Source organism: Oceanispirochaeta crateris (assembly GCF_008329965.1).
Classification (GTDB): Bacteria; Spirochaetota; Spirochaetia; order DSM-2461; family DSM-2461; genus Oceanispirochaeta; species Oceanispirochaeta crateris.
In genome coordinates this window covers 2,066,553-2,083,836 of record NZ_CP036150.1, presented here as the reverse complement: position 1 = coordinate 2,083,836, position 17,284 = coordinate 2,066,553, and the positions used below count along the sequence as shown (strand labels likewise).

Annotated in this window: 15 protein-coding genes; 14 read left to right on the top strand and 1 reads right to left on the bottom strand. The window is 34.2% G+C overall.

Features of this window, described 5'->3' with window-relative positions:
- Window positions 1-10: 10 nt before the first annotated feature.
- Entirely contained in the window at window positions 11-1,219 is a 1,209-nt protein-coding gene (locus tag EXM22_RS09450) for an integron integrase (protein ID WP_149486280.1), read from the bottom strand.
- A gap of 179 nt (window positions 1,220-1,398) precedes the next feature.
- Between EXM22_RS09450 and EXM22_RS09445 the strand changes: the two genes are divergently transcribed.
- The 14 genes from EXM22_RS09445 (at window position 1,399) to EXM22_RS09380 (ending at window position 17,068) form a co-directional block, all read left to right on the top strand.
- Window positions 1,399-2,331: a 1,4-dihydroxy-2-naphthoate polyprenyltransferase gene (locus EXM22_RS09445; RefSeq protein ID WP_149486279.1), complete on the top strand. Its 933-nt coding sequence runs from the start codon at window positions 1,399-1,401 to the stop codon at window positions 2,329-2,331.
- Window positions 2,332-2,629: 298 nt separating this feature from the next.
- Window positions 2,630-3,211: a hypothetical protein gene (locus tag EXM22_RS09440; RefSeq protein ID WP_149486278.1), complete on the top strand. Its 582-nt coding sequence runs from the start codon at window positions 2,630-2,632 to the stop codon at window positions 3,209-3,211.
- A 63-nt stretch (window positions 3,212-3,274) separates the two neighbouring features.
- Window positions 3,275-4,159 carry a hypothetical protein gene (locus tag EXM22_RS09435; RefSeq protein ID WP_149486277.1) on the top strand — a complete coding sequence of 295 codons (885 nt, stop codon included), beginning with the start codon at window positions 3,275-3,277 and terminating at the stop codon, window positions 4,157-4,159.
- A 626-nt stretch (window positions 4,160-4,785) separates the two neighbouring features.
- Complete coding sequence (locus tag EXM22_RS09430; RefSeq protein WP_149486276.1) at window positions 4,786-5,409, top strand: hypothetical protein; 624 nt, start codon at window positions 4,786-4,788, stop codon at window positions 5,407-5,409.
- Between the two features lie 9 nt (window positions 5,410-5,418).
- A complete protein-coding gene (locus EXM22_RS09425) occupies window positions 5,419-6,276 on the top strand; it encodes a YARHG domain-containing protein (protein ID WP_149486275.1) in 858 nt (285 codons plus the stop codon).
- 215 nt (window positions 6,277-6,491) lie between these two features.
- Window positions 6,492-7,589 (top strand): Fic family protein, encoded by a 1,098-nt coding sequence (locus tag EXM22_RS09420; RefSeq protein ID WP_246156999.1) that lies wholly within the window; start codon window positions 6,492-6,494, stop codon window positions 7,587-7,589.
- Window positions 7,590-7,749: 160 nt separating this feature from the next.
- Complete coding sequence (locus tag EXM22_RS09415) at window positions 7,750-9,528, top strand: DUF6119 family protein (RefSeq protein WP_149486274.1); 1,779 nt, start codon at window positions 7,750-7,752, stop codon at window positions 9,526-9,528.
- A 183-nt stretch (window positions 9,529-9,711) separates the two neighbouring features.
- Window positions 9,712-11,250, top strand: a complete 1,539-nt coding sequence (locus EXM22_RS09410) for a transposase (protein WP_149486273.1) — start codon at window positions 9,712-9,714, stop codon at window positions 11,248-11,250.
- Between the two features lie 277 nt (window positions 11,251-11,527).
- Window positions 11,528-11,965: a GNAT family N-acetyltransferase gene (locus tag EXM22_RS09405; RefSeq protein ID WP_149486272.1), complete on the top strand. Its 438-nt coding sequence runs from the start codon at window positions 11,528-11,530 to the stop codon at window positions 11,963-11,965.
- Window positions 11,966-12,268: 303 nt separating this feature from the next.
- Window positions 12,269-13,282 (top strand): STM3941 family protein, encoded by a 1,014-nt coding sequence (locus EXM22_RS09400; protein WP_149486271.1) that lies wholly within the window; start codon window positions 12,269-12,271, stop codon window positions 13,280-13,282.
- 280 nt (window positions 13,283-13,562) lie between these two features.
- Window positions 13,563-13,973, top strand: a complete 411-nt coding sequence (locus EXM22_RS09395) for a transposase (RefSeq protein WP_168203434.1) — start codon at window positions 13,563-13,565, stop codon at window positions 13,971-13,973.
- 587 nt (window positions 13,974-14,560) lie between these two features.
- Entirely contained in the window at window positions 14,561-14,935 is a 375-nt protein-coding gene (locus tag EXM22_RS09390; RefSeq protein WP_149486269.1) for an integrase core domain-containing protein, read from the top strand.
- 335 nt (window positions 14,936-15,270) lie between these two features.
- Complete coding sequence (locus EXM22_RS09385; RefSeq protein ID WP_149486268.1) at window positions 15,271-15,702, top strand: MarR family winged helix-turn-helix transcriptional regulator; 432 nt, start codon at window positions 15,271-15,273, stop codon at window positions 15,700-15,702.
- Between the two features lies 1 nt (window position 15,703).
- On the top strand, window positions 15,704-17,068 hold the full coding sequence (locus tag EXM22_RS09380) for an MATE family efflux transporter (RefSeq protein ID WP_149486267.1): 1,365 nt from the start codon (window positions 15,704-15,706) through the stop codon (window positions 17,066-17,068).
- Window positions 17,069-17,284: the final 216 nt, after the last annotated feature.

Sequence of the window (17,284 nt, the reverse complement as noted above, 5' to 3'; positions counted from 1 at the left end):
ATCAGGAAAATCAACTATCAAAAGGACTGATCACTCCCATCCTGTTCTTCACTGCTACATGGGTGTAGATCATGGTTGTCTCGACCGAGGCATGGCCCAGCAGTGTTTGAATGGTTCTGATGTCGTACCCTGACTCAAGTAGATGGGTTGCAAAACTGTGTCTTAGGGTATGGACAGTGGCTCTTTTATCTATTTGGGCCAGTCTTGTTGCCGTCTTAAAACTCCGTTGGAGAGTGGATGGATGCATATGGTGCCGAACCGGTAAAGATGTATAGGGGCTGAGACAAAAATCCCTGGAAGGAAACAACCAGAACCAGCTCCACTCTGTCGATGCATTTTTATATTTTTTCATCAGGGAGGGGGAGAGGGATACGCCAGGTTTCTGATTCCTTCTGTCCTCGCTGTAAATTTTTTGGCATCTGACTATTTGCTCTTTTACGTCTGTAATTAGTTTTGCCGGTAGTAGAGTGTAGCGGTCTTTATTACCCTTCCCCTGGACAACATGAATGGATGGTTTTTCAAGATCCAGATCTTTCACTCTAAGAGAGAGACACTCATTCAAACGGAGTCCTCCTCCATAGATGAGGCAGGCCATCAGATGCATCACATTGGGAAGATGATTTAAAATTCTCTGAATTTCCTCTTTGGAGAGGACAACAGGCAACTTTGCAGGAATCTTTGATCTGACAGTCTTCTCTAAGCCATCTACGGATGTTTCCACTATGTTCCTGTAGAAAAACAGGAGGGCGTTGAAGGCCTGGTTTTGTGTTGAAGAGGAGACATGTTTCTCTACGGCAAGATAGGACATATAGTTTTTTAGATCCTGACTGCTTAAATCCTCGGGTTTTTTCTGAACGAAATCAGAGAATCGGCAAAGCCAGCTCATATACGCTTTTTCCGTTTGCAGGGACTTTTGGCGCAAACGAAGAACGTCACTCATCTGTCTTTTTGATTCATCCCAATTCATATGAAGATCGTGATCTACATTTTTGGGGCCAGTGGTTTGGGACGATTCATAGTATTCAAAATGCTTTATGGCTTCCATAGCCTGGTCAATCTGCCACGGTAAATAAAGGTACATGAGGGACTTCTGAAAACCAACCAGGCTTGTTCCTGATTGTTTAAGATACTTCTGATAAAGGCTGATCCAATGGAGAAAGTAGGGGATGGCCTTGGAGTTGACTGTTGTTTTTGTATGTAAGTACTCTTCAAATCGCATTATCTGTGTCTGTCTCTATAGAGGGAAAGGAGGCTTTTTGATCCGATGATTCAAAATAACATCACAAGATGAGAAATCTTGTCCTTCTTTTGCCTTTTTCTAGAGTTTAACTACACTTTATGTTTGACTTGGATGATCAAAATCTTCAATGATCTGTCCATTTTATTTGAGGAGTCTTTATGAGCTTCAGGACCTTTTTAAAACTGGTTGAGATTCAAACTAAGATAGCCAGTTTGTTTCCCTTTGTATTTGCGACCCTTTACAGCCTCTATCGCTATGAGACTTTGAATTTCACTCGATTGGCTCTCATGTTTATATCATTACTTTTTTTTGATATGACTACGACGGCTATCAATAATTATATGGACTACAAAAAAGCCCTGGATAGGGATTTCAGAGATCTTCATAATGTCATTGGAATCGAAGCTATCCCAATCGGCCATGTCAGGATGTCTATATTTCTTATGATCACAGTTGCCATTCTAGCCGGGATACTTCTTACAGCACAGACGGGGCCGGTTGTTCTGCTGCTGGGAATCCTCTCCTTCTTTGTAGGAATCTTCTATACCTATGGACCCATCCCCATCTCACGCATGCCCCTGGGAGAGATTCTTTCGGGTTTTATGATGGGCTTTGTCATTATATTTATCTCCGTTTACATCCATGCTCCATCCATGGCTGTTCTCTCATTAAAAGAAGGGGTCCTGGTGTTGCAGATGGACTTGTTGGAACTTGTATCCATTCTTCTGGTCTCTTCTCCCTTTATATTTTTTATTTCCAACCTTATGCTGGCCAATAATCTCTGTGATCTTGAACAGGATGTTCTAAACGATCGTTTCCTCCTGCCCTATTACCTGGGTATTAAGGTTTCACTTCTTGTTTTCCGCTATTCCTATTTTGCTGCCTATCTGTTTATTGTCCTGTCGGTAATCCTTAAAATTCTCCCTCTGTTCTCACTGCTGTCTTTGATCAGTTTTCCCTTGGTTTTGAACAATATACGACTTTTTGAAGACAGACAGATCAAGGGGGAAACTTTTGCTCTGTCCGTTCAAAATCTTACTTTTTTCAGCCTGGGCTATATCTTCACTCTGGTTCCAGGACTGTTTGTATAGAACTGCTTTATTGGGTCCCATTGTTATTTTTTGTTTGAATATATGTTTTTAATTGAGAGATGGGATGATTAAAAAAAGTGATTTGAATAATCGAAATTTGGGGTAAAATAGAAAAGAGTATTACTTTCATCAAATTTCCAGTTCAATGAAATTGAGCATTGAGCACTTATCATTGCGGGAATTCCCTGAGTCAACATAATTAGGGATATTGGTATTTGGTAGAACAGGTAATAAATAATGTTATGTGTACAAAATTTATCAAGTATTACTTTAGATTACATATAAGAGGAGACAATATATGAAGATGAAGTTTATAATACTGTTCATATTCTGGACAACAACTCTAACTTTTGCTCAAACATCAGAACATCTTTTATTTAAAGGAGTACCAATTGATGGAACTTTAAGTGAATATGTATCAAAAATGGAAGAGGCGGGTTTTACCAAAATCGAAATAAATAATGGTTTAGCAATGCTACAAGGGGATTTTGCAGCATACAAAGATTGTATTATTGGAGTAGCGACCTTAGATCAAAAGGATTTAGTTAGTAAAATAACTGTAATATTCCCTGAAAGTAGAAAATGGTCATCACTTTCATCAAATTATTATAACTTAAAGGAACTACTTATAGAAAAATATGGGGAACCGTCAGAAATTGTTGAGAAGTTTGATACCTATTCTGAACCTAAAGACGATAATTCAAAAATGTATGAAGTAGGAATGGATAGATGTAAATATTACACGAGCTTTGAATTAGAAAATGGAACTATACAACTTTCAATTGAGAATGATGGCTTTTCATCAGTCTTTGTAATGTTATCATATTTTGATAGAATAAATAGTGACGTGATAAGACAAGAAGCAATAGATGACCTGTAAATGTACAAAATTTGCATATTCAAAATGAATATGAATTTGAATTGAATTATTTAGGGAAAGCATATGCTAAAATATGATGAAATTATTAATTTAAGAAAACAGTTAATGAATGATGAAATTGCATTAGAAACTGCAAAGAATCTATTCTGGAATGATTTCAAAGAAGGGCAACGCACATGGCATACTAAAGATTGGAAAGAAAGAAGAGCTAAGGTAATTAAAGATCATTGTGAAATATGTGGTAGCACTGAAACATTGACTTTACAACACCTTTCTCACCCTAAAAAATATTATGAATATGAAAAGAAAATAACGAACAAATATACTAAGTCCTATATAGACTCTACTCCAATAATTCAAAAAAAGGATTTTACAAAACATGTGATACAAAATTATGAGTATGTCCCCATCCCTCTATGTCCCAATTGTAAAAGTAGATATCCGAACCAAAGAATGAGAAAAACCCCTAAGTATCTTTGTACAGCATGTAGAAATGAATTTGCTGAACCAGTTTATAAACAAGTTAATGAGTTAATTGATCTATTTTATGAAAACAAAGAATTAATAGAAGTCCATGATAAATGTTTTATATCAAAAGACAAATGGAAAAACCAGCATAATTTACTACAGGCTATGTATTGGCTGCAAAGAAAACATTCCAAAATTAAAAATGCTGATGAAATTGGAAAAGAAGCGTTTATGCAGTTTTTGGAAGATACAATAAAATATCTATCATTTGAAGATACAATAACAGCCTGTAAAAAATGTGCCTACAGATATGATATAAAGAATATGGAGTTGTGTCCAAAATGTAAAACTTATTATAAAGGTATTCAGTATCCAACCTGCATTCAATGTTTACCAGATGAGAAACGAGAAGCTGCTTTAGAAAAAATTGATTTTGGTAAAAAAATGAAAGAAATGCACAAAAATCTTGGCATAGATTGATTTGAATTAAAAATATTGTGTCCAACATGTGACACATAACCAGCAATTGGAGCAGTCATGGCTATTGTCATGGTTTGTGCTACTGATCCCAGAAGAAAGAAAGTACTTCCGGTAACGATGCGAGCGAAATTGGTGATATACTGTTGGTTGGAAGGCAGCACAAACGCATGCCAACTTAACGCCACGCAGCTCAATTGGATGTTGTGCAGGCAAAAATGCTAGGATTCAGATTTCTGATATTTTCTCATGAAATATTTAGGGATTTTCCTTCTCTTGTTGGTATCTGTCTGTCATGGATAAATGTAGCAACCTTGTCGGCTGCGGCTGGCAGAAGTACAAATATAGTGGAATTCGCCTGCGCCTTATTCAACTGTTTTAAAATTGACCCAGTTCTGGCCGTTGAATTCTGAAGTGGGGGTGCACAACAAACTAATGCACCTGACATTCCTTTTGTCACACCTTCTTGCTTAAAGTCTTTTCAATAATAAATATTGCTTCTCAATATAGTGTTGATGATTTACCATAATGGCAAGAAGTGCGCCAATACCTGTCCTTTGGCCAGGCCAGAATGCACGTGATCAGGATGTTATGAAGACAAAAAAAACAGTAATCATAGGAATATAGTAATGGTTAAAAATAGAAAAAATTCTATTAATATTAAATCGATATCAATTACACTTATTTTATTAGTAGAATTATTTATTTCCTTGTCATTATTCGTTTTTCAAGATAAAGCAATGATTTTCATTGGATGGATACTCTTGATAACCAATTATTCATTATTCAGTATTTTAATACAAAAATCTAAAAGTGAATATCAACATAAATTAACTGTAAATAAAATTGGAAGCTACATCTTATTTATTGTTATAGTATCAATAATATGTTTCATAGGTTTTTCTTCTGAATTATTTTTAGGCGATAATTGGTCTACTGGGAGATTTTTAATTTTTATTTATGCTTCTGGTATATTTTTCCTATTTTTACCACAAACTATTTATTTTGAAAAAGAATCTCTAGAAAAAGCAGTTAAAGCATCTTTTCATCTAGTAACAAAATCCTTTTTTAGCTTAATTATTCCACATGTTCTAATTATAATCTTAGTAATAGTGACTCAATCCTTAATTAAAGTTAACAAATTGCAAAATCAAAGAGTTATTATTCTTGTATATTATTTAATTTTTATAATTTCCAACATCTACTATAATGAAATATATATTAAGACAAAAAAGATAATACATCAAAAATAAGGATAGATAATGAAAAAAATATTCATCAAAATATTATTAACTTTGCTTACCTTTGGAACACTTTATGCACAATCAGATAATACTGATGAAATCATAAAATTAACACACGAGAGTAGAATCGAAGCTGAAAGAAGTGAAGCAAAATTGATTCTAGAAGGTAACATAGATTTATATAATGAAAGATACCCAATTGACTTTATCAGTATTGCTGAATTAAACAAACAAGAGTTAAGAATACTCAGAAATTTAATATTTGCTAGATATGGTTATTCTTTTAAGTCTAATGAATTAACATCATATTTTAATAATTTCGAATGGTATAAGGCTAAAAGTACTAATGTCAATGACCAATTAAATTATGCAGATAAAAGGAATATTGAAATCATACGTACATTCGAATCAATGGATAAATCTCAACCTAATATCATAAATACAAATGAGATGGTTGGATTATGGCATGCTTCTTTGATAATGCCGTCAGGATTTTATTTAGTATTCCAATTCTATAAGGATGGTTCATTTACATATCGATATAGTCAAATGAGACAACTTCCGGAGATCGATAAATTTTCTGGTTCATATGAAATAGATGGAAATGTGATTCTACTTACCATTACTCAGACAACGATGTATGAACATACAGAAGATGTAGATTTCAGTGGAGCATTTGGATATCAATGGAGTAAGTCTAAAAGGATTTTTATAGATTCTAATGAGACTTTACAATTTCCAATAGAAAAAATTCAAACAATTGAAAAAGCATTCTCTGAAGAGGATAGATATCCACCCGAAATGGCGGACAGAGAAGTTCTTACAATAGGAAATGTTCAATTCTTTAAATATTCAGAAAATCCAGATGATTATTGATATAGAACAGATGAAATGGAAATGCTTCATAACAAGCTTTTGAAGCAGTCAGCTCTACTGTCATGAAATCAGCGATTCTGCTTCGCAGGCAGATTTCACGCCAGCTTACGAGCTGCAGCTTAAAAGAATGTTATGTACACACAATGAACATGACAACTAAATCGTGTTCATAAAAGTGCGATATATGCACACGATGACATTGACATGTACTAAAAATGGCTTACAATGGACATGATATGTGTAAAATAGCGAATAATAATTTACCTGAATTACCTCCAAAACAAGAAATTGAGACTAAGAATGTTTTAAGACATGCTATTTCTTCTAACCGAGAGCTAGCAAGGTTAAAGGGATACTGTTCTCTCTTACCAAATGATTCAATATTACTGAGTTCTATAATCTTGAAGGAAGCTTCAGCCAGTTCAGAAATAGAAAATATCATAACAACCCAAGACGCTCTATATAGGGCTATAGTTGCAAAGGAAAGAATAATTGATCCGGCAACCAAAGAGGTTTTAAGCTACAGATCAGCTTTGTGGCTTGGATATAATGAAATAAAGAAAAGCGACATTTTACGTGTCAATACAATACTCTCAATTCAAGAAGAGCTTGAACAAAATTCGGCTGGTATAAGAAAATTACCTGGAACAAGTTTAGTAAATGATACAACCGGTGAAGTACTTTATACTCCCCCTGATGATGAAGAAGTAATCAATAATCTTCTAACAAATCTTGAGAAATACATAAATTCAGATGATGAAATTGACTCCTTGATAAAGATGGCTGTCATCCATTATCAATTTGAATCAATCCATCCATTCTATGATGGTAATGGTAGAACAGGTAGAATAATAAATGTCCTTTATCTTGTTTTAAAAGGGTTACTAGATACACCAGTTCTTTTTCTTAGTTCATATATAATTAAAAATAAAACACAATATTATAGGCTACTTCAACAAATGCATAAGTCCGAAAATTGGGAAGATTGGATAGTATATATGTTAAAAGCTGTAGAAGAGACAGCAAAGGACACATATAAAATCATTTCAGACATTATGGAATTATTAGAAACGACAATTGAAGTCTGTAAGAGTAGACTTCCCAAAAATATTTATTCAAAAGAGCTTATTGAATTATTATTTGTTCAACCGTATACAAAAATTGCTTTTCTCGTAGAGGCAGGTATTGCTGAAAGACGAACTGCAAGTAAATACCTAAAAGAACTAGAGCTGATAGGAGTATTAGAGTCATTTAGATTAGGAAAAGAAACAATATTTGTTAATCGTCCTCTATATGATCTACTGCGGAAATAATAGTGGTACATAACAAGCTTTTGAAGCAGACAGTCGGGATGTCATGATCCTTGCATTCGCAACGATCCCGCCATCTTTCCACCTGCTGCTTAAAAGATAGTTCTACAGGAATAGGATATTATTTGAGTATTAATTGGTTATTAGAATAAGAAGGTTTTAAATGGCAAATACTTCAGATCTAAAAGTATATCTCATTAAAAAAGATGAAAACATAGAAAAGCTTTCTGAATATCTAGTCGATGAAAAGGGCTATATTGAAGTTAATACAAAAAATCTAATTCAAAAACAAATGAATGTAACATTTCTTTTCTTGTTGTCAAATTCCTATAACAAACCTGACTGGTATAACTTAATTCATTCATATATTGAATTAGATGCATCTATATTTAAATTAGATCAAAAGCAAGATCTACTTTTCTATAATCATAGCTTTATAGGAATAATTGAAGATTCTGATAATAAATATTTGATTTGTGGTGGCGGAGCGGCAAATACATTATATAAATCAATTGAACAATCATTTGGTATTAAAATATTAGAACGTCTTTTCGATCAAGATGAAAATAAAATCGAAATGGTAGATGATAAAGGCTTGATTGGAGATATATTAGCAAGTAGTAGATATTATAGAAGAGGTAGATCTATTATCTATGAAGATGATTTTGGGAAATATTTTCAGAAAATATTAGTTCGTTTGTCAAAAGATCAAATAGAATCTGTACTTCCAGAGTATGCAAAATTTAGATCAAAAAAAATGGGAGATTCAGTTGCAGTATCAGGGTCAAATTGTTTTAATATCAAAGGAAAAATAGATTTTATTACCTTAATCAAAACTTTGAAGGATATTTCGACAATATTAAGATCTCCACCAAAGCCTTTATTTAATACTAAATTAAAACCATTAAGTTCGAGAAGTGATAAATCATTAATACTTCAACTAGAGAATTTACTAATTTCAAAAATCATATTGATGATATTGAAGAAGAGAGAATTCGACTTTGATATCTGCAGTAAAGATATTGAAGCATTTTATTCTTCTTCAGCATACGAGATATGTATTCCAATTCTTTCATTTACAGACAAGAACCAAAAGAATACAATTACATCAGATGATATAGACAAGATTCGAACAGGATCATTTATTGATGAAATAATAATTCATATTCAAAAATCAAAAGAATATAAAGCCGCCCAAAATAAAATTAATTTTATTCATAATTTATTTACATCGATATATTTAAAAACATATGATTCTTCTTCCCACGTAACAACAGAAGATAAAATAATTAACTATATACAAACAGAATTAAATCATAAAAATATTTCTTATTTTCTTTTAGATTCTGTATGGTATGAGTTGAAAACAAAATTTGATGATGATCTTAATGAGAAATTTATTCGGAGAGTGACTAAAAATATAAACAATCTTCAATTTATAAAGAATTGGCCAATTGGCATGGATGAAAATGAATATAATGAATTATATGACAATAAAGTAAATCCTATTTTCTTACATAAAATACTAATCGGATATATTGAGATATGTGATGTCATATATATTGAAAAAAATGTAACATATATTATCCATGTTAAAGATGATTTGGATTCAAAAATCAGAGATTTAACTTCCCAGGCTTTCATTTCATCACGAATTATTGAAGAAGAAAAACGTTCAAAGAATAAAGAAAATCTTAAAAAATTATATAAATCAGCTGTGGCGAATAAACGTTTAGATAGTTCAAAAATAGATGAGAACTGTTTTATAGAATATTTTACCAAAAACAAAATTGAGTATTGTTTAGTTGTAAGGCCAAAAGGAAAAACTGAAAAAGATATCAAGGAGGGAAAATTTAGTTCTAGAATAGCAAAATTTTCACTTTTTGAATTATCTACTATTATGTATGGTGGAGAAATGAAGCTACATATTGTTATACGATGATTCTGTAGAACAAGCGCATGCAACTGACAATTTTTTTTGTCACCCTTTTTGAATACTCAAAAAGGTCGCCAACCCTTCGGGACAAAATTGCAGCTGATGCGGGCGTTGAGACTGTAGAAAAAGTCAACTTTTCAACAGCTCTCGAAGAATTTATGATAAAATTCTTAAAACGGGAGGGATCAAATGGAAAAGTATAAAGATTATTCTTATGAGCAAACCCTAATGATTCCAGTCAGCTTTGAGAAGCAAATTTTACCAGGTACTTTTGAATACACACTTTGTCATTTAATTGATCACCAGATTGACCTTTCCATATTTGCCAACCGGTATGAAAATGATTATACCGGTGCTCCGGCATATGATCCTGCCATACTACTGAAAATCATACTTTACGCCTATTCCAAAGGCATTAACAGCAGTAGAAAGATAGCCCATTTATGTAATGAAAACATCGTCTGTATGGCCCTGGCCGCAGATACAAGACCCCACTTCACAACCATTGCCGATTTCATTTCAACGAGACATGCAGAATGTGCTGAACTGTTCACCATGATTATCTCAGTCTGCTACACCCAGGGACTGATAGGAAAGAATATGTTTGCCATAGACGGTTGTAAGATCTCTTCAAACTGCTCCAAGGAGTGGAGCGGAACTAAGGCAGAACTACTGGCAAAAACAAAGAAAATAGAGAGATCAGTAAACTATCTTGTAGCCAAGCATAAGAGTACAGACAGAAGTTGGGATGATCAGAAACAAAGAGAAAAAGAAGAGAAGGCAATCAAGAAGCTGAAGGCACAGTCTGATAAAATCTTTGACTTTTTGGAGTCAAACGTTGAGCGTATGGGAAGTCAGAAAAAACCAATTAAAAGCAATATTATTGATAATGAAAGCGCTAAAATGTCTACAGGTCATGGCGTTCTCCAGGGGTATAACGGTATTGCCGCGGTGGATGATAAGAATCAGCTCATTGTCTGGGCAGAAGCTTTTGGGGACATCAATGAATCAGGACACCTCCCTGAAATACTGGAAGGAATTGATAAAACCTGTAAGAAAGCAAATATAGATGACGATATTTACGAGACTGTGACTATAACAGCGGATACTGGTTTTCATAACAAGAAGAACATGGATTTGATCCATGATAAAAAGATCGATGCCTATATCCCTGACAATCAGTTTAGGAAAAGAAATGTGACTTTCCAGGATGCCGGGAAATACAAAAAGAAAGTACAGAACTGGAAACCGGAAAAGGGAAAGCATTACTTCAGTCCTGAAGACTTCTTCATGGATACAGTTACAAACAAGCTCATATGTCCAGCAGGGCATCCCATGTGGTTGAAATCACCCAACTTTAAAAGTAGTGATGGTCGGTATGTTGGTCAGTCTTATCAGGGATATATCCATTTATGTAAAGACTGTGCTCTGCGCTCTAAATGCATCCGCAAAAAGAGTACGAAATCCAGACAGGTTGCTATCCTGAAAGAGGTTCCTGATGGCAAAGGAAACAACCCTGTTGAAGTTATGAAAAACAAGATTGATACACCTTATGGTCGTTCTGTTTATTCCAAGAGGATGAGTACGGTTGAACCGGTATTCGGTCATATTGCAGTTATCAAGAAACTAAATAGATTTACCCTGCGTGGAAAGCAGAAGGTGAACACTCAATGGCTGCTGTATTGTATGGTGCATAATATTGGAAAAATTAAGATTGAATGTGTATAGAATGAGGGTTGATATGGGATTCTGGTTAGAATGAATCAGTGGCATATGAAATCAAATGCAGAGGGTTTTTGATTGATTTCTCGATTGGATTATTTATTTGATAATAAATGTTGAGAATTGGTCAGTAATTATCAGGAAACGGAATACAGAGAATCGAGAGGTAGTTTTTCTACAGTCTCGTTGCATAGAAATCAAAAAATGGATATACGTGTTTTTGATATAAACTTCATATATTCGCGAAACGTTATATCCAATTTTATTTGAGAGAAAGCCCTAAATGAAAGATATTGAAATAAACGAAATTACAGAAAAAGACATTACTCAAATTATAGACATTTGGTATGAAGTATCGCTCCAAGCTCATGATTTTATTCCTTCTGATTACTGGAGAAATAATAAAGATCAAATGAGTGATAAATACATCCCAATGTCAGAAACTTACCAAGCAACAGATGGAGACGAAATTTTAGGTTTTATATCATTATTGGACGATTATCTTGCAGCAATTTTTGTGAAATCTGAATTTCAAGGAAAGGGCATTGGATCTTTATTATTAAATCATGCCATGAATCTTCGAAACACACTAGAATTAAAAGTTTTTTGTAAGAATAGAAAAAGTATTGAGTTCTATAAATCAAGAGGTTTTACTGTAATTTCTGAAGCAAAGGACAATGAGACTGGTGAAAGTGAGCTAGTTATGAAGTGGCACAAATAAAACTGGATATAACAGCAAATATATGCGTTGCCTTCGGCTTGGGCTTCACCACATACTTAGATGTACTTAGATTTTTGTCACAGATGTGTCAGTTAGAACAAAAGAAGTGTCTTTTTCAAATAGTAATAGCTAACCAGATATTTTGCAGCTGATATTATTACATTTTCTCTGGAATTAAAATCAACGTAAAATTATAGGTGACTAAATAATAAACAGGGTATAATATTAAAAAATTAGGATTGATATGCATGAAGAACGTTAGCTGTTATATCGACTAAAATATTTAATGCTAGAAAATGATAAATGACTGAAATAAAATTATACAAAAGAAGAACTAAAGGACTGAAAATAATTGGGATGTGTTTGCCATTTGTAGTAAGTGGACTGTGGTTTGTACTAAAAAAACCAGTTGGAACAGCAAATTACATTATAGGTTGGATTAGCACTTGTTTTTTTGGACTTGGTATTCCAATTGGACTTTTTCAAACCTTTGATAAACGACCTCAAATAATAATATCTGAAAATGGAATTTGTGACAGAACTACAAATCAAGACGAGGTAAAGTGGGAACAGGTTATTAAAGCTTATCCAATCGACATATTTGGAAAAAAAATTGTATCCATTGTAACGGATGACACATTTATTTTCAAAAAAAAACCTTTCAATTATACCGAAAAAATAAATAAAAAAATCGGAGCAAAAAATTTCAATCTACATTTAGGACAAGTAAATATAAATGAAATTGAACTGTCTAATTTTATTAATAGAGTAAGTAACGAGAATATTGAAGAACGAAGAAATTTGATTAAGTCTTTTAAAACAAAGAAAACTAAGTTTTCCTGTTATTATTTAAAAAAAATACTTTTTTATACTATAAGCTCTATAACCATTTTAAAACTAACACTTTCTAGTGTAATTGTATTTTGGATAGTAATAGGGTTAATGGGTATTTCTGCGATAGTAGCACGGTTTCAACCAGAAAACATGACCCTTAGAAAGTATGCTTTTATTGGAGTATTACTTGGATTTATAAATTTCTTTTTGCTTTTTACTACAGTTGAAATTTATGAAAATATAACAGAGAAGTTAGTAATAAGAATTGAAGAATTTTACAAACAGAATTCCACATTACCGACGGATATTATATTAATCGAAAAAGATCTTGAACTTAATTTTATAGAATTATATTTTTTCAACCAAATTAATTATAGGAGTTTTGATAATTATTATGAATTTGAAACAAGGTTGATTTTTAGAAGACGAAAAACATATTATACAAATATCAGCGAATATAAATTATTAGCACCAAGAATATAAGTACATAATAGGAAATAAAAACACTATAGTTCAAAAGTATTTAGATTTATTGGTAATTTCTAAGGTAAATAATCAGATTTGTTGCCAATTAGCATTACTGGTTTGGAATTTTACAAAAGATTGGAACTGACAAAATATTTGTCATAATTCCCGCAAAAAATAGCGGGAATCACGCCAACACTTCGTGACTATTTCGCAGCTCAATCAGGCGTTGAGACTGCGCGCTGCGGAATGTTTCAACATAGTTGTCACATGATTTGAATTGATCATGGAGGTGACTATGGCACGTTACAGTGCACAGTTTCGGAATTTTATTTTGAAGAAGATGATGCCGCCGGAGAGCCGGTCGGCTTCCGATTTGGCAAAAGAGTACGGGATAACAGTTTCTATGATCTATAACTGGAAAGCCCGTATGAACAATGGTACCCTACAAGTAGATGATGGGGTGCAAAGTAACCGTGGCCGGAAGCTTATGGAGAAGTTTTCCCTCCTGCTTGAATCCAGGGGGATCTCTGAGGATAAGCAGGGAACCTGGCTCAGAGAAAATGGTCTACATTCCGAGCACCTTACTGTCTGGGAACAGGAGGTACGTGACTTTATGACCAAGGGTGAGCAGCAGGCTCGTGAAGAGTTGAAAGCGATTAAAAAAGAGCTCAAGAAGAATCAGAAGGAACTTGATCGTAAAGACTAGGCCCTTGCCGAGATGGCGGCCATTATCGCTCTTCAAAAAAAAACTGCACGGTTGTTTCAGGACGACGAGGAAGACTGATCCCTAGCGATATAAGAGAATGTCTCTGCGAGCAGATAGGTGTGGCCCTGGAGGCCGGAGCACGTCTTAGCCGTGCTTGTGATGCCATAGGAATACATTCACGCACATACAGGCGATGGGAGGAAGATCCAGTTGACATGGAAGCAGAAAGGTGAATACTCGGGCTCTGAGTGAACAGGAAAGGGCACACATTATTGAGATCTGTACATCAGAGAAGTATAAGGACATTGCACCGCCTGAAATCGTAGCAAGACTTGCTGAGGAAAGTATTTATATTGCCAGCACAAGGACGTTTTACCAGGTGTTGAAGGCGAAAGGGCTGCTGAATCATCGAGGTAATTCACGGCCTTCCAGAACGCCATATAAGCCCCCTGCGTTAAAAGCGATCGGTCCTGATCAGGTTTACACCTGGGATATAACATGGCTGCCAACATATGTCCGAGGCATCTTCCTGTACTGCTACGCCATTATCGACGTGTGGAGCCGGGAAATCGTAGGTTGAGCGATACATGAGAGGAGCAACGTTTTCAGTCTGGCTTGCCAACCTGGGAATATTCCTTTCGCACTCCCGCCCTCTGGTGAAAAATGACAATCCTTACATTGAGTCGTTTTTCAGGACGTTGAAGTATCATGCGGCCTTTCCTGGGCGGTTTGAAGACATCAATGAGGCCAGGGAATGGATGGGTGATTTTTTTGACTGGTACAATACTACTCACCGTCATTCCGGCATCGGGTATGTTACACCTCAGCAGAGGATGAACGGAGACGATCTGAAGCTATTTGAGAAGAGGAATCAGGCGTTGGCTGAGGCATGGGAACGGTTATCGCATCGGTTTCCCAAAAACGGACCAAATTCTGGTCGCATAAAAGAGTTGTATATTTGAATCCTTCAAAGGATACACGGAAGTTTATTTCTAAGAAGGTTTCGTAGAGGTGACATCTTGCTTGACACACAGCCCTACCTCTGCTGTTTGAATATTGTAGGGAGTTCAAAACCGACTATAGTAAGCTCTTCTCATTTCAAAATTAGGTGCACCCTCTGAGCCATTTCGAATAGTCCAGAGGGTTTTTAATAATAGAAATGATATTTAATCTCTCAGATGAAGATATTGTGATGCTGATCTTGAGACTTTATATCTTTTAAAAGACGGGTAGTTGCCAAAGCAACCATCATGCTATATAGTTTCTTTGGCAACTATATAGTTTGAAGGAAACATAAATGCTAAAGAAAATTATTGGACGAAATATATCTATTCTTTATAGACATGAGTATCAATATATAGATATTAAACTAAAAAAATATAACTTAAATAAGGTTCAAGCAGAAGTTTTATTATTTCTAAAAGACAATGATAATGTTAATCATAAAGAAATAAATGACTTTTTTCTCTTTAACAAAGCAACTATAACCAAAATTATAACTTCCTTAGAGAATAATGAATATGTTACGAGAATATCAAACAACAAAGACCAGAGGTATAAATGCATTTCCTTAACAGAGAAAGGGATAAATATAATATCCAATATCATTGAGATATTACAGCAGAGTGAAAAAATAATGATAAAAGATATCGCTGAAGAAGATATAGAAAAGATTAGTACAATACTTTCGCAGATGGTAGAAAATATTACACAGGAAAAAGAAAGCTAAAATGGATAAGAAAAACAAATTAGAATTTATGGATGTAAAAAAATTAATTATTAAAATGTCATTTCCCGCAATCATATCCATGATTGTACAAGCACTATACAATATAATTGATAGCATTTTTGTCGCACGAATATCCGAAAAGGCCTTAACGGCACTCTCTTTAGCATTTCCCATTCAGCTTACCTTAATATCAATCTTTGTTGGTTTAGGTGTTGGTTTGAACTCATACATATCAAGAAAACTGGGTGAAAGAAATAGAGATGTAGCTATAAATACTGCAGAACATGGATTTTTTATTGGGATTTTACTTTGGCTGCTTTTTGCTTTCTCCTCCGCATTTGTTCCGGAAATGTTTTTCAAACTATTTACCCAAGATCAAGAAGTCATATTCTATGCTGTTCAATATACAAAGATAATAATGATATTCTCATTTGGTAGTATCATAGCCGAAGTTTGCATGAATATTTTAAGAGCAACAGGGGATATGATCAGTTCAATGAAAATACAGCTTTTGGGCGCAATTACTAATATAATACTAGATCCTATCTTAATATTTGGATTCTTATTCATTCCTGAATTAGGAGTAAAGGGAGCAGCAATTGCTACTGCTCTTGGACAAATTATTTCAATGTTTTATGCCCTGATCCTTGTGCTTGGTAATCAGAAATTTAAGCTGAATATAAAGAAATTTCACTATTCTAAGTTGATAACTATTGAAATCCTCAAAGTTGGAATCCCTGTAACGTTTATGCAGTTTCTAGGATCTATTATGCTTTCTGGAATAAATCTTATACTAGCTCTTTTTTCAGGAACAGCCATTGCCGTCTTTGGTGTCTATTATAAACTTCAATCCTTTATATTCATGCCTGTATTTGGATTAACTCAAGGCCTTATGCCTATATTGGGATTTAACTATGGAGCAAAAAAACAGGAAAGAGTGATGGATACACTCAAATATGGATCAATCTATGCAGGAATAATCATGCTATTAGGGACAGCCATATTTCAAATATTCCCTCGCCAGTTATTAATACTGTTCAACAGCAGCTCTGAGATGGAAAGACTCGGGGTCGGATGTTTGAGGATTATAAGTTCAGGATTTCTCTTTGCAGGTATCGTAACTGTGCTCTCCACTTATTTCCAGGCCCTTGGAAGTGCTCCCGTTAGCTTAATTGTATCATTAGCAAGACAAATCATCATACTTTTACCAGTTGCCTATATTTTGAGTCTTTTCTGGGGTATTACAGGAGTATGGATAGCATTCCCTATTGCAGAAATAACATCATTTATTATCGGTCTATTTTTTACTGTAAAAGTAATAAAGAAATCGGATAAATATTATGAAACAGATCTACTTTACGCATAATTTCTAATGGTGTGGGTATAGCAGGGAATTATAATACATAATTTCCTGTTAACTGATTAAAATTCCAATGAAGTTGACCTGTTTTAGGCATAGGAATCAACTTTTCACATCGTCCTAATATATACTCTATGTTATCCCATTGGCGCTGTTCCACCGACAATCCAGCAACTTTCTGGAGCTTTCAAAGGACGAAGGATATGTAAATATTTTTTTTGA

Bases quoted from the DNA above. Each gene is read 5' to 3' on its own strand.
- EXM22_RS09435 (WP_149486277.1), top strand. From the start codon at position 3,275: ATGCTAAAATATGATGAAATTATTAATTTAAGAAAACAGTTAATGAAT.
- EXM22_RS09385 (WP_149486268.1), top strand. From the start codon at position 15,271: ATGCTAAAGAAAATTATTGGACGAAATATATCTATTCTTTATAGACAT.
- EXM22_RS09430 (WP_149486276.1), top strand. From the start codon at position 4,786: ATGGTTAAAAATAGAAAAAATTCTATTAATATTAAATCGATATCAATT.
- EXM22_RS09445 (WP_149486279.1), top strand. From the start codon at position 1,399: ATGAGCTTCAGGACCTTTTTAAAACTGGTTGAGATTCAAACTAAGATA.
- EXM22_RS09400 (WP_149486271.1), top strand. From the start codon at position 12,269: ATGACTGAAATAAAATTATACAAAAGAAGAACTAAAGGACTGAAAATA.
- EXM22_RS09440 (WP_149486278.1), top strand. From the start codon at position 2,630: ATGAAGATGAAGTTTATAATACTGTTCATATTCTGGACAACAACTCTA.
- EXM22_RS09405 (WP_149486272.1), top strand. From the start codon at position 11,528: ATGAAAGATATTGAAATAAACGAAATTACAGAAAAAGACATTACTCAA.
- EXM22_RS09390 (WP_149486269.1), top strand. From the start codon at position 14,561: ATGAGAGGAGCAACGTTTTCAGTCTGGCTTGCCAACCTGGGAATATTC.
- EXM22_RS09410 (WP_149486273.1), top strand. From the start codon at position 9,712: ATGGAAAAGTATAAAGATTATTCTTATGAGCAAACCCTAATGATTCCA.
- EXM22_RS09415 (WP_149486274.1), top strand. From the start codon at position 7,750: ATGGCAAATACTTCAGATCTAAAAGTATATCTCATTAAAAAAGATGAA.
- EXM22_RS09380 (WP_149486267.1), top strand. From the start codon at position 15,704: ATGGATAAGAAAAACAAATTAGAATTTATGGATGTAAAAAAATTAATT.
- EXM22_RS09395 (WP_168203434.1), top strand. From the start codon at position 13,563: ATGGCACGTTACAGTGCACAGTTTCGGAATTTTATTTTGAAGAAGATG.
- EXM22_RS09420 (WP_246156999.1), top strand. From the start codon at position 6,492: ATGGCTTACAATGGACATGATATGTGTAAAATAGCGAATAATAATTTA.
- EXM22_RS09425 (WP_149486275.1), top strand. From the start codon at position 5,419: ATGAAAAAAATATTCATCAAAATATTATTAACTTTGCTTACCTTTGGA.
- EXM22_RS09450 (WP_149486280.1), bottom strand. From the start codon at position 1,219: ATGCGATTTGAAGAGTACTTACATACAAAAACAACAGTCAACTCCAAG.